At 72.2% G+C, this 13,000-nt stretch carries 11 protein-coding genes and 1 pseudogene; 8 read left to right on the forward strand and 4 right to left on the reverse strand.

All coding sequences use genetic code 11. The annotated features are described in order from the left end of the window. Positions 1-24 precede the first annotated feature (24 nt). Together ABZ822_RS29940 and ABZ822_RS29945 are read left to right on the forward strand one after the other, a co-directional pair. Positions 25-1,122: a tetratricopeptide repeat protein gene (locus ABZ822_RS29940; protein ID WP_360861056.1), complete on the forward strand. Its 1,098-nt coding sequence runs from the start codon at positions 25-27 to the stop codon at positions 1,120-1,122. Beyond that, complete coding sequence (locus ABZ822_RS29945; RefSeq protein ID WP_360861058.1) at positions 1,119-2,180, forward strand: polyprenyl synthetase family protein; 1,062 nt, start codon at positions 1,119-1,121, stop codon at positions 2,178-2,180. The genes ABZ822_RS29940 and ABZ822_RS29945 overlap by 4 nt, the downstream gene beginning before the upstream one ends. A 230-nt stretch (positions 2,181-2,410) precedes the next feature. Here the strand turns inward: ABZ822_RS29945 and ABZ822_RS29950 are convergent, their stop codons facing one another. From ABZ822_RS29950 to ABZ822_RS29960, 3 genes are all read right to left on the reverse strand, one after another. Further along, on the reverse strand, positions 2,411-3,592 hold the full coding sequence (locus ABZ822_RS29950; protein WP_360861060.1) for a hypothetical protein: 1,182 nt from the start codon (positions 3,590-3,592) through the stop codon (positions 2,411-2,413). Next, entirely contained in the window at positions 3,589-3,990 is a 402-nt protein-coding gene (locus ABZ822_RS29955) for a PadR family transcriptional regulator (protein WP_360861062.1), read from the reverse strand. The genes ABZ822_RS29950 and ABZ822_RS29955 overlap by 4 nt, the downstream gene beginning before the upstream one ends. A 322-nt stretch (positions 3,991-4,312) precedes the next feature. Next, positions 4,313-5,539 (reverse strand): LacI family DNA-binding transcriptional regulator, encoded by a 1,227-nt coding sequence (locus ABZ822_RS29960; protein ID WP_360861084.1) that lies wholly within the window; start codon positions 5,537-5,539, stop codon positions 4,313-4,315. A 32-nt stretch (positions 5,540-5,571) separates the two neighbouring features. Between ABZ822_RS29960 and ABZ822_RS29965 the strand changes: the two genes are divergently transcribed. The 6 genes and pseudogenes from ABZ822_RS29965 to ABZ822_RS29990 all read left to right on the forward strand — a co-directional run. Beyond that, positions 5,572-6,822, forward strand: a complete 1,251-nt coding sequence (locus ABZ822_RS29965; protein WP_360861064.1) for an alpha-amylase family glycosyl hydrolase — start codon at positions 5,572-5,574, stop codon at positions 6,820-6,822. 4 nt (positions 6,823-6,826) lie between these two features. After that, the gene (locus tag ABZ822_RS29970) at positions 6,827-8,113 is read left to right on the forward strand and encodes an MFS transporter (protein ID WP_360861066.1); all 1,287 of its coding nucleotides are present in this window, start codon (positions 6,827-6,829) and stop codon (positions 8,111-8,113) included. A 331-nt stretch (positions 8,114-8,444) separates the two neighbouring features. Continuing rightward, entirely contained in the window at positions 8,445-8,912 is a 468-nt protein-coding gene (locus tag ABZ822_RS29975; protein WP_360861068.1) for a hypothetical protein, read from the forward strand. A gap of 359 nt (positions 8,913-9,271) precedes the next feature. Continuing rightward, positions 9,272-9,949, forward strand: a complete 678-nt coding sequence (locus ABZ822_RS29980; protein WP_360861070.1) for a DUF4232 domain-containing protein — start codon at positions 9,272-9,274, stop codon at positions 9,947-9,949. A gap of 544 nt (positions 9,950-10,493) precedes the next feature. Continuing rightward, positions 10,494-11,843, forward strand: a complete 1,350-nt coding sequence (locus ABZ822_RS29985) for an MFS transporter (RefSeq protein WP_360861072.1) — start codon at positions 10,494-10,496, stop codon at positions 11,841-11,843. Between the two features lie 28 nt (positions 11,844-11,871). Further along, positions 11,872-12,297, forward strand: a pseudogene (locus tag ABZ822_RS29990) (nucleotide disphospho-sugar-binding domain-containing protein); the annotation flags it as partial. A gap of 38 nt (positions 12,298-12,335) precedes the next feature. Here ABZ822_RS29990 and ABZ822_RS29995 read toward each other — a convergent pair. Further along, entirely contained in the window at positions 12,336-12,683 is a 348-nt protein-coding gene (locus ABZ822_RS29995; RefSeq protein WP_360861074.1) for a VOC family protein, read from the reverse strand. Between the last annotated feature and the right edge of the window lie 317 nt (positions 12,684-13,000).

Below are 13,000 nucleotides of genomic sequence, written 5' to 3' on the forward strand. Positions count from 1 at the left end.
ATTCCCCGCACCCGAAAGGCTCGCATGTACGGCAAGGCATTCGCCCCGGAGTACCAAGGCGCCCTCACCGCACTCTCCGTGAACTCCTCACTGACCGACGTCCTGGCCGCCGCCAGCGAGCAACTGAGCGCCGCCGAGCGGGCAGGGCAGCCGAGCGAGGTGGCGCGCTGCGGACTGGCGGTCGCCGAGGCGCGCCGACGGCTGGGGCAGGTCGAGGACGCCGACCGGGCGTGGAAGGCCAGTTACCGCACCGCACGGGAGGCCGGGGACACCGCGGCCATGGCCTGGGCGCTCTGGAGCGGCGGCACGCTGGCCCGCCAGCGCGGCGCGTTCGCCCTGGCCTGGAGGCTGCTGGGACTGGCGGCCGAACTCGGCGAACAGGGCGGCGACATCGTCGTTCGCGGCTACTCCCTGGCCGGACTGGCCGAGACCGGCCGCATCCAGGGCGACTACGACGCCGTGGGGCGGCTCCACGAACAACTCCTGGCGGAAGCACGGAAGCGGGGTGAGGCCCGGCACACGGTCTGGGCCCTGGAGGGCATCGCACAGATGCACCGCAACACCGGCTCGTACGACACCGCGTACGCGATGTTCGAGGAGGCGGCCGGCATCGCCGCCGGCGCCGACGACCAGCGGGGCCGTGCCTGGGCCCTGCGCGGCCTGGCCGACGTCGTCTCCGTCCGCGACGGGGACATGGCCACGGCGCTCGGCCTGCTGTCGGAGGCCGAGGAGATCTGCAAGGCGATGAAGCTCTCCAGCGCCCTCGCCTACAACCACAAGATGCGCGCCAACGTCTTCTACCGGGCCGGTCGTTACGCCGAGGCCCGCGACTACTACGAGCAGGCGCTCGCGCGGTTCCGCGGGATGAGCGAGCCGCGCGGTGAGGCGCTGGCGCGGCTCGGCCTGACCAAGTCCCTCGCCCGCCTGGGCCGCGACCACGACGTGACGCTGGCCGAACTCGCCGAGCTGGAAGCCACGTTCGCCCGGATCGGGCTGCGCCACGCACGGGAGATGACCGCGCGGGCGCGGCACGAACTCGGCCTCGCCGGCGCCGTTCCGCGCCCGGCCGGCACCGTCCCGGCACCCGTGGCCGCCGACACGATCGAGGAGGCCGTACGGTGACCGTGACCCGTACCGAGGCACACGCCCCCGCAGTCCGCTGCGCCGCTCCCCACGTCCTGGGCCGCTGCCGGGCGTTGGTGCGTCCGGCGCTCGCCCGGGCCGTCGAACAACTCCACCCCTGGGTCGGGGAGATGGCGTCCTACTCCTTCGGCTGGTGCGAGCCGGGCGGCGCGCCCGCCGACCACCCCGGGGGCAAGGGCATACGCCAGGCGCTCGCCGTACTCGGCGCGGAGGCGGCTGGCGCGCCCGGACAGGCAGGCGTCGATGCGGCCGTCGCCGTGGAGCTGGTGCACACCTTCTCCCTGCTCCACGACGACATCATGGACGGTGACGCGACGCGCCGTCGCCGTCCCACCGTCTGGAAGGCCTACGGCACCGGGCCGGCGGTCCTGGCGGGGGACGCGCTCTACGCCCTCGCCGTCGAGACCCTTGCCGTGTCCGGCGGTGGCCCCGACGCGATACGGATGCTGTCCGGGGCGCTGGGCGACCTGGTGTCCGGGCAGGCGGACGACCTGCTGTTCGCCGCCCGCCCGTGGACGGGGCCCGAGCGGGTGCGTCCCGAGGAGTACCGCACGATGGCCGAGCACAAGACCGGCGCGCTGCTGGGCTGTGCCGCCGCGCTGGGCGCCCTCTCCGGAGGCGCTCCGCCGGAGACGGTCACCGCGCTGGAGCGGGCAGGGCGGCATCTCGGGATCGCGTTCCAGGTGGTCGACGACGTGCTGGGTATCTGGGGCGACCCGTCGGTGACGGGCAAGCCCGTCCACGGTGACCTGCGGGAGCGGAAGAAGACCTTGCCGGTGCTCGCGGCTCTCGACGCCCCTGGGCCCGTGGCCCGCAGGCTGGCCGCCTTCCTGGAGTCCGCGGAGGCGGTCGACGACGCTGCCGCCGCGCACGCGGCGGTCCTGATCGACGAAGCGGGCGGCCGTACGGCAGCCCTGGCCGAGGCCGCCGACCACATCGCCTCCGTCGAAAGGGCGCTTACGGGCGTACCGCTCGCGGCAGCCGCCGCGAACGAACTGCGTCTGCTGATGGACCACCTCGTCGACCGCGACGTCTGACGGATCGGCGTCTGACGGGTCTTCACGGGGCGTACGGCCCGGGCGCGCTGCGTGTCCGGGCCGTACGCCGCAGGCCGTACGCCCATGGTGCGGGAGCGGATGTCGCCCCGAAGCACGACTTGTGGTCCGTCTCAACTCCCGCTCGGGCCGCGGGTCGTTGGCGAGACGATGCGCGAACTGACCGCCGTGACCCGAGGACGCGGCAGCGGTGGTTCCCCAGGGCTCCCGGGTCAGAGACCGGTGTCGGGAACCGAAGCGGGTGTCGTGGGTGAGGCGGCGCTCAGCGGGGACTCGCTCCGGAGCGCCCGGGCTGCGACCACGAGCAGAGTCGCCTCGAGGAGTGAGACACCCAGGATCTGGACGACCTGGGCGATCAGTGCCCCGGTGGGGAAGCCGGGGGTGAGGTAATAGATCGTCGCGTCCAGGGAGATGGCCACCATGGGCAGACCGAGGACGGCAAGAGCCGCGGGCAGTGCGGGATCCGCGGCCGTCACGCGCGTCGGGGCTCCCCGTCCGCCCGGAGACGAGGCCGAACTCCCGGACTTCGAGGGCTCGGCGGGCTCTGCCGTCCGCCGGCGGGCCCGTGCGCGAAGACCCAGGCTCACCACTCCGCCCACCACGAAGACCCAGACGTGGCCGGTGCCGCCGAAACCGAGAATCATGTGGCCCACCACGATCGTGGCGAGGAGGACGAGAGCGCAGGCCGCCGGAATCCACTCGACGGCGAGGCGCGAGATCTCGGCGCGCGGGGCACCGGAATGGAAGGCTGTCGCCACGCTGAGGGTGACCAGGACGGCGAGCGCGGTCATGGCCATGTTGGCCATGGATGGCGCGAAGCCCTCGAACACCGACCGGCCGAAGCCTTGCACCCAGGGGAGGGCGCCCACGGCGCAGAAGACGGCCGCACTCCGCCGGTGCCCTCTTCCCAGAGCCACGGCTGCGGCGATCCAGCCCAGGGGCAGCAGCACTCCGTCGAGCAGGGCGAGGGCGGTGTGGAAGGCGTCGACCGATGATCCGTTCACACGCCCGAGGAGGCTGTCCGTGATCATCTGCTGGTCCTGGGCCGATCCGGCGAGGAGGACCGCCAGGTCGGTCAGTGTGCTCACGGCCGTCGTGGCGGCGAGCAGGGCGACCCCGAGCAGACCGACGAGGCGCGCGGTGCGGCCGTAGGCGGCGTAGCGGGCGGGGGCGCCGGGCCCGGCCAGCCGCGTACGGATCGCGAGGGCGAGGACTCCGGCGACCTCGCGGGGGCGCGGGCGGCCCAACTCGGCGTCCTCGTCGAGCGGTTCGTGGTCGCTGAGGAAGGTGTCGACCATCTCCTCCTCGCGTTCCTGCCGGTAGTAGGCGGGCAGGACGCGCAGGACGGCGCGGAACCGGTCCTCCAGGAGGCTGGGGGAGTTGCTCGTGCTCATGCGGTGCCTCCTGCTCCGGCGGGTCGTGTCCGTCCGCGGGATGGGGGTGCGGTCGGGGTTGCGGGTGTGTCCGTCGCGGGGGAGCCGGTCAGACGCTGCTCGGCGGCCCGGACGTTGGCGGCCATCCGCGCGTTCTCCACCGCCAGGGCGCGACGTCCGTCGCTGGTGAGGCGGTAGTAGCGGCGCAGCCGGCCCTGGTGGACCTCGTCGTGGTCGTGCTCGACGAGTGCTTCGGCGGTGAGTCGGTCGAGGACGCCGTAGAGCGTGCCCACGCGCAGATCGACGCGCCCGTCGGACAGTTCGGCGGCTTCCTGCTTGATGCCGTAGCCGTGGCGCGGTGCGTCGTGCAGCGCGAGGAGCACGAAGAAGACCGGTTCGGTAAGGGGTTTTGACGCCATGCGGAGGACAATACATCGCGAGCCGATATATAAGGAAGGGGCGTGCATGAGGTCGTCGCGCCGGACGCTCACACGCGGTTGGGGCGGCGACGGGTATTGATGCCCGACGTCGCCCGTAATACCAGCATTTGGCATGGTTCGCAGCGGATCGTTGATGCGGCCAAGCTCAACTCGGCTCCGGGTAGGGGCCGGACGCGGACCACGGACCCGTGCGCGGACCACGGACCCGTACGCGGACCACGGCCCGGACCACGGACCACGGCCCGGACCATGGACCCGTACGCCTGCGTGATCCGTTCCGGTCCCCGGCGGCGGGCTCCGCTCAGCGGCTGCGCGGCGAGGGGCCCGTCGATCCCCGGACGACGAGCCGCGCCGGGAGCTCCGCTCCTGCCGTGGCGGCGGCCGTTCCGCTGTCGTCCGCGGCGTCGCCGTCGTGCAGCGCGGCGAGCAGGCACTCGCCGGCCTGCCTCCCCTTCGCCTCGTGCTGCTGGTCGACCGTAGTGAGCGGGGGCGTGGTCGAAGCCGAGGCGGGCACGTTGTCGAAGCCGACCACGGAGACGTCGCCGGGGATGTCGAGGCCGAGTTCGCGTGCCGCGGCGATGGCGCCGACGGCCAGCCGGTCGCTCATCGCGAGCAGGGCCGTCGGCCGGGCGTCCCCGCCGAGCAGCATCCGCGCCGCGCGTTCCCCTTCCGGCTCGGTGTTCGCCTCGGTCTCGACGACGGTGACGGACTCCGGGGCGAGCCCGGCCGCCCGGGCGGCTGCCGCGTACCCGGACAGGCGTGCCGCGGTCATGGCGTTGGTCGCGGCTGCGATGCGCTCCGCCTCCACCGGCCCGAACCTCCGCCGCGCGGTCAGTTCGAGAGCGATCACCCCCAGCTGGCGGTGTCCGAGGCCGATCAGGTGTTCGGCGGCCGCCCGTGCCGCGGCTTCGTCGTCGATGGTGACCCGCGCGAAGGACCGGTCCCGTGGCGAGTCGACGAGGACCAGTGGGCGGTTTCTGCTCGCCGCCGTCGCATAGAGCGGATCGTCGTCCGGAAGGGAGTAGACGACGATGCCGTCGACCACGGCGGTCCGGAGGGCTGCGAAGGGGCGGTCGGCGGCGGCGCCCGGCCTGCGCGTGCCCCGGGACGCCTCGTCGTGCATCTGCCGCGCGTCACTGTCCACCGATCCCGGCGACTCCGCGGGGATCAACAGCAGGCTCAGTCCCGCCTGTTCGACGGCGGCGGTCAGTCCACGCAGGAAGAGCATGAACGCGGGGTCGTCGAAGGCGTGCGAGAGCCGGTCGTTGTAGAGGACCCCCAGGGCTCCGGCCCGGCCGCCGCGCAGACTCTTCGCGGCCGGATCGGGTCCGCCGTACCCCAGTCGCCGCGCGGTGCGCAGGACCTCCGACCGCAGTGCGGGTGAGAGCTGGTCGGGCCGCCGGAAGGCGTTGGAGACGGTCTGGGCCGAGACGCCGAGCTCCCTGGCCACGTCACGCAGCGTCGGCCTGCCCTTGCGGGAGGCGCCGCGGCGCGGGTTCCTGTCGTCCGCTTCGCCGATCCGGTCCATCTCGTCCACCGGCCTATTCCATCAGTCGCGCCATGGGCTACCGTGGCACACGGTCGTCTTTAACGATAAAGAAGGAGGGCGTCGTGGGCGAGTGGTGGCGGAGGGCGGTCATCTACCAGGTCTATCTGCGGTCGTTCCAGGACGGTGACGGCGACGGCGTGGGCGACCTGCCCGGACTCGTACGGCGGCTGCCGTATCTGGCCGACCTGGGCGTGAACTGTCTGTGGATCTCGCCCTTCCACCCCTCACCGCAGAAGGACTTCGGCTACGACGTCGTCGACCACCGCGGGGTCGACCCGCTGTACGGCTCCCTGCGCGACATCGACCACCTCCTGGAGCGGGCCCACGCCCTGGGCCTCCGCGTCCTGATGGATCTGGTCCCCAACCACACCAGCGACCAGCACCCCTGGTTCGTGGACGCCCGCGCCTCACCCGGCTCGCGCTTCCGGGACTGGTACATCTGGCGCGACCCGGCCCCCGGCGGCGGTCCTCCGACCAACTGGCGTGCGGTGACCGGGGGTTCGGCGTGGATCCGCGATCCCGGTTCCAGCCAGTACCACCTGGCGTCGTTCCTCCCCTTCCAACCGGATCTGAACTGGCGGAACCCGAAGGTCTTGGAGGCGCCCACGTCCCCGTCCGCCCGGCCGGTCGGCCGGTGCCGATGGGGGCCTGGGCATGGGGCTGTTGCGCCATGTAGGGGCCGGTGGGTGGTATTTGAGCATCGGGGCGGGGCGGGTCGTCGGCTGAGGTCGATGCCCGAGGCGGCGGCCGTCCGGGCTTGCGCGGCAACCGGCTCGTGTTCTGCATCGGCTTGTTCCAGGGGCGATTTCAGAATGCTTGACTGGAGGCAAGCATTTTCGCAACGGGTGCCGGAGGGCAGGCTGAGACCGGGGCGGGCCCGCCAAGTACCTGGCCCATCACCGGCCTGCGCTGCGGATGCGGCCTTGGCCACGTCCCTGCCTGACCGATGCTCGGCCTTGCGCCGGAGGCGCGAAACGAAGCCGTTGCCTTCCAGGCGGTATGAGTCCGGCGGGTTTGCGGGAACCCTGCCCGGCCACCGACCCTCGCTGCGGGTGCGTCCTCGGCCACGCCCTCTCTACTACGGGGACGAACTCGGCCTCACGGACACACCCCTGCACGCACATCGCCCGCTCGATCCCTGGAACCACAATCGTGGGGAATCCAGGGCCCGGGCCGGACACTGCTCTCCACCCACCGAGGGGCGGATTCCCCGCACCCCGAAGAGGACCTGGCGCCGTTCGAGGCGCGGATCGTGGAGGTGACGGGGTGACGGCGCCGGGCAGCTCCACCTCGCGCCGCGCCCCGCATCGTACGGCTGCCACCTGGACCGCCTACGTCCTCCTCGGGCACTACGCCTTCGTCGTCTCCGCCATCGGGCCCGCCGTCGCCTTCCTCCGCGACGAGCGCGCGCTCAGCTACACCGCGGGCGGTCTGCACTTCAGCGCGCTGGCCGCGGGAGTGGTGATCGCCGGTGCGTTCGGGGACGCCCTCGTGCACCGCCACGGCAGGCGTGCACTGCTGACCGCCGGGCTTCTGGGCTTCACCGCCGCGCAGGGGGCGTTCGTCCTGGGGCCCACGCTCGGTGCCACGGTCGCGTCCGCCGCCCTGATGGGCCTGTTCGGAGGACTGGTGCTCTCGGGGAGCACCGCGGTCCTCACCACCGAGCATCCGCGGCACCGAGCGGCCGCCCTCGCCGAGGCCAACACGGCAGCGAGCGCCATGGCCGTGGCCGCCCCCTTGCTCCTGGGAGCCGGCGCCGCCACAACGTTCGGCTGGCGCCCGGGAGTTGTGGCGACCACGCCGATCGCGCTGGCCTGCGCCGTCCTGGTCCGGAAGCTGCCGGACCGGGGCGAGGACGCTGCCGGTCCCGTACGGCGACGGCCGGGAGGACGGCGCAGGGCCGAACCCCTCCCACCACGCTTCTGGACGCTGTGGTTCCTGCTGTTCCTGGTCGATGCCGTCGAATTCTCCGTGGCCTTCTGGTCCGCCTCGTATCTGGAGGACGCGGTCGGACTCGCCCGGCCGGTCGCCGCCTCCGCGGCCGGGGCGTTCCTCGTCGGGATGCTGGCCGGACGCGCCGCCGGATCGCTTCTCGCCCGGGGCGCGGGCAGGGAACGGACGCTCCTGACCGGCGCGTTGGCCTTGGCCGGACTGGGCTTCCTGATCTACCGCCTGGGGCCCGGGTGGGTGACGGGAGGCGGCGGCGCTAGCGCGGCGACGGGTACGACAGCCGTCGTCGGGCTGCTGCTCCTCGGGCTCGGAGTGGCCAACCTCTGGCCGCTCTCCCTGTCTCTCGCGCTGGAGGCTTCGGGTGGCCGGCCGGACGCCGCGGCGGCGCGCTCGTCCCTGGCGGCCGGAGTGGCCATCCTCGTCGCGCCGTTCCTGCTCGGCCGCCTGGCCGACCACTTCGGTCTCGCGCCCGCACACTGGATCGTCCCGGTCCTGCTCGGCGCGGCGGGTGTGGTGTTGTGGTGGGGGACCGATCGCGGTCCTCGTAACGGCCGCCCTGTCCGGACGGACCGCGGAGTGCGAGGTCGGCGGCTGGTCGGCTGACGGCGAGACGAGGGCTACCGCTCCGGGGGAACTCCTTTGGCGGCCGGGTCAGGTGCACGATGTGATCACCCCCGTGCACCACACCGTCACCTCACCCCGCTGCTCGCGCGGATCTGTCAGGGCGTCCCTCGTTCACCGCGCGACGCACCCACTCTCCCGCACCGGCGCACAGATGTCGTTGGCGGAGCGTCGCCATCCGCTACGCAATCCGTGCATCACCAACGGGTGGTTGGCGGATGCGCATCACCTCGCCCCTGCACGGCATATGACGTTCCCTCAGGCCGGACAAAGGCGTCTCACCAGAGATCCGTTTCTGCGATCGTCTGATGCCGTGGACACCATCTGGACGAGCGTCGTAGCCGTTGTGGGCACCTTGCTGGGATCCGTGATCACGCACACGTTCCAGCGGCTCGCGTCCCGGCGCAGCGAGGCGTTCGCGCGGTCCGAGGCGCTCCGTCAGGAACGCACCGCCGTCTACAGCGCGTTCGCCGGAGCGGCGGAGGACTACCGCCACGGCCAGGCGGAACGCTGGTACTGCCTGGAGGAGGATCCGGACGGAGAGGCGTTCATCAGGGCGCGGGACGAGGCGCACCGGCTGAGGACCGCGGCCAGGCAGGCGCTCTACCGGGTCAAGCTGATCACCGATGACCGGGACGTGATCCTGGAGGCCGAACGGGCTTACCACGGAACCCGGTTGGTGTCGAACGCCCGGACCGCCGCGGAGCGGGATACTCAGGACACCGAAGCCAAGCAGGCCATCGAGACGTTCGTGAGCCGGGCGTCGTTGCTGCTGCGCTGAGCAGGAACTGGCGGCCTCCTGGCCCGGATCGGGCGCATCCTGCCACCCCACGTACGAACCGCGGGCGGCCTGCCCCCGCGTGACGCAGAACACCCCTGAGTCATGCCTGGTTGAGTAACCATTCATCATGCCCGGCCGGAGAGGCGGCCCCTAGCGTGCGTGCCGAGGGGCCCGCCCGTCTCCGGTGTGACGGGGGCTCGATCCGTCCACGGGGCGAGGACACGTCGTCGCGACGTGCGCGTCCCTGGGCGCCTGAACGGCAACTGTGCAGTGTTCAGGCGCCACTTCGGCGGGCTCGACGTCGGTGCTCACGCCCGGTCGCCCGTAACGCACTGATGGTCGATGGAGAAAGAGAACCAGTGAAGATACGCAACATGGGCATCCTGTTGTCCTCCGTGGCGATGGCCGTGGCCCTGACTGCTTGCACCGACAACGACCCGGACGCGGCCAAGGGGGACGGAGCGTCGCAGTCCGCGTCCGACGGGAAGGCGTCCGACGGCAAGGACACCGGCAAGGGCGACGGCGACAAGGGCATCGCGGTGGGCGAGAAGGACCCGGCCTCGGGCGGAGGCTCGAACGGTGGGTCCAACGGCTCGGGCGGTGGGTCCGGCTCCGGCGACGAGTCGACGGAGGCCTGCTCGAACCCGGACCTCAAGGTGACCATGACGGTCCAGCCGGGTGAGCAGGGCGTGGGCGTCAGCACGATCCAGGCGAAGAACACCGGTTCCACGCCGTGTCACCTCCCGCGCGTCCTGGACCTCCAGCTCACCGAGAACGAAGAGGAACTGCCCGTCGAACTGGACGCCGACCCGGCGAGCGACGGACTGAAGCTCGCCCCCTCCGCTTCCGCCACCGCACACCTCACCTACGGCCTGCCCGACCCGGACACGGACGACGTGGGCAGCATCGTGGACAGCGCGCAGGTCGAGTTCAACGAGGTCGGCAGCGTCGCCGCGGATCTGAAGGACGGGATCGGGATGGACGGCATGGTCGTCATGGGCTCGGACTTCACGCTCAGCGGCTTCGAGAAGGACTGACCGGGCGGGCAGCCCCGTACGGACGCGGGACGCGACAGTCCGGCCGGTCGGACCGTACGGACGCGGGACCCGACAGTCCGGCCGGTCGGACCGTACGGACGCGGGATGCGTCATGGCGTGTCGCCATGATGACCGCAGAACGCAGGCGTGGACGAGTCGCTACGTGCCCGCCGACCCCCGGGAAGCTCCCCGGGGGTCGGCGGGCGCCGCTGTTCCGGCGCCCAGTCCCTCCGCGGTCGGGGTCGGCCGACGGGGCGGTTCGGCCGAGCCGGGAGACGGGTGATAGGAAAGAGGTTGATACGGGTCGTATGTGACCCTTTCAATGGAGTGTCTGTCGAGATCGGGAGAGTTGTTGTGCGCATTGCAGCGAGCGTGAACGTCATGGCCCCTGCCGGGCTTCCGTTCCCCGCTCCGGTGCGTCGTGGTGTCGCGTACGGCCGGGCGGGACGTACGAAGGACACGACCCCTGGTGCAGCACCTTCTCCGCAGTAGCTCTCTTCCTCGATCCTGTCCGAGGCCTTGGGCGGCCCTCTACGCGCTCTGCGTGAGCTTCTTCATGATCGGGCTGGACGCCACGATCGTGAACGTGGCGATACCCCGGATCCAGCATGCCCTCCACGCCACGGTCAACGACATGGTGTGGGTCAACAGCGCGTACGCCCTGTGCTACGCCGTCCCGCTGATCGCCGCCGGGCGCCTCGGCGACCGCGTCGGCCCCAAGCGGGTGCTCCTCGCGGGCCTGGGCGGCTTCACGCTCGCGTCGCTGACGTGTGCCGTCGCGCCCGGCCCCGGCGTGCTGATCGCCGCCCGAGCGGTCCAGGGGCTGTCGGCCGCGTTGATCGCCCCGCAGACCATGGCCCTGATCGTGCACATGTTTCCGGCCGACCGGCGAGGGCGGCCGCTGGGCGTCTGGGGAGCGGTCGGTGGGGCGTCGATGGCGGCGGGTCCGCTGGCGGGTGGCCTGATCGTCGCCACACTGGGCTGGCGAGGCATCTTTCTCGTCAACGTGCCGGTCGGCGCGGCCGGGTGGCTCGCGGCCGCGCGCCTGGTCCCCGACCGGCGACCGCTCACACATCACCAACTCGACCTGTGGGACACAGTGTTGAGCGGAGCGGGACTGTTCGCGGTCGTCTTCGCCGTCCAGAGCGGCGGGCTCTACCACTGGGGCACCGTCGCCGGACCTCTCACCGTCGGGTGGATCATCGCCCTCGGGCTGGGCTGCCTCGGAGTATTCGTGCTCCGGCAGCACCGCAACCCCGGGGAGCCGCTGATGCCGCTGCGCCTGTTCCGTAACCGGGACTTCTCCGCCGCGAGCGCTGCCGGCGGCGCGATGGGCTGCGCCATGGGCGGCCTGTTCCTGCCGCTGATGATCTACGTGCAGGGCACCCTCCGCCACCCGCCGCTGGAGGCGGGGACGGTCACGGTGCCGATGTTCGTCCTGTCCGCCGTTGCCGCGCGCGGGGCGGGCCGGTGGTCGGACCGCGCCGACCCGAGGCTTCCCGCGGCTGCGGGCTTCGCGCTGCTGGTGGCGGGGACCGGCTCGCTCGTGATGCTGCTGCGGCCCGGTACGAGCCTGTGGGCTCTGCTGCCCTCACTGCTGATCGCCGGGGCGGGGATCGGACTCGTCTCCGCGCCGCTCGCCCGTATCGCCACCTCCACCCTCGAGCCGGGCCTGGTGGGGGTGGCCTCCGGAGTGTTCAGCACCGCCCGGCAGATCGGTGGCGCCTTCGGAGGTGCCGCGACCGGCGCCGTGCTCCAGGCCGCGGTGGGTGCGAACACGACCAGCGCGACCCGGGCCGCCCTGCTGTTCCCGGTGGCCATGCTCCTGATCGGCCTCGCCTGTTGCGCCCTCGTCACCGGGCAGGACCGGACAGGCGGTCGGGCGACGGGTTGATCGATCCCCGCAGGACCTCGGCGCGAACATGATTCCCGCGGCGCGTGCGCACGGCCGCCGGGCGATCGTCTCGCGCGGGTGGGCCGATCTGGCGTTGCCGGACGACGGACCCGACTGCCTGTCCATCGGGGAGGTCAACCAGCAGGCGCTGTTCCGGCGGGTCGCCGCCGTCGTGCACCACGGCGGCGCGGGCACCACCACGGCGGCCGCGCGGGCGGGGGCGCCCCAGGTCGTCGTCCCGCAACACGTCGACCAGCCGTACTGGGCCGGGCGCATCCACGACCTCGGGACAGGAGTCGCGCACGCCCCTGGTACACCGACGGCCGACTCGTTGACCGACGCTCTCGGCCGCAGCCTCGCCCCGGACGTGGCGGACCGCGCGCGTTCCGTCGCCGCCGCGATCCGCACCGATGGTGCCGAGGTGGCGGCGCAGTTGCTGATGACGGGTGCCTAGCCCGGCGGACTGCACCGGGAGGCGTCGGGACGGTGCGGTCAGGTCACCGGGTTCTCGATCAAGGTGACGCGGTTGCCGTCGGGATCGTGCAGGGCGGCGAACCGTACGGTCCCGCCGCCGCGCTCCACGGGGCCGGCGGTCAGACCGCGCCCGGCGATCTCGGCCAGAGCCGTGTCGAGGTCGTCGACCACGAGATTGAGCAGCGTCGACCCGGCGTGCTCGGGCGATGCGAACACCTGGACCCAGCCGCCGGGGGAGATGTGCCAGTCGGCCAGCCCGGGCATGGGCCTGCGGTCGGCGGGCCGGCCGGTGAGGCGTTCGTACCAGGCCACGGCGGTCTCGATGTCCCGGACGGGGGCGACGGCCAGAACGTGCGTGAAATCCATGGAGGCGTCCTCTCGTTCCACTCGCTCCGCGGAGGGGCGGAGTGTTCCGCGGTGGGCAGGGTTCTCCCTGCTTACACCCGTACCGACTCCGCGCCCGGGCAGGACTCATCGGTCGTGTCGCCGCCATGCACCGGACCACCGGGGCACACCGGGAGGCGACCAGGCGCGATCATGGTGAACGACCGCCCGCCCAGGGACCACGCCCACCGACCCGACGGAGATTGCTGATATGAAGCTGCGCTGTGCCGTGCTGGACGATTTCCAGGGTGTGGCGATGACGGTGGCCGACTGGTCGCCGGTCGAGCGTGAGGTGGAGG

This window comes from Streptomyces sp. NPDC047108, from assembly GCF_040643575.1.
Classification (GTDB): Bacteria; Actinomycetota; Actinomycetes; order Streptomycetales; family Streptomycetaceae; genus Streptomyces.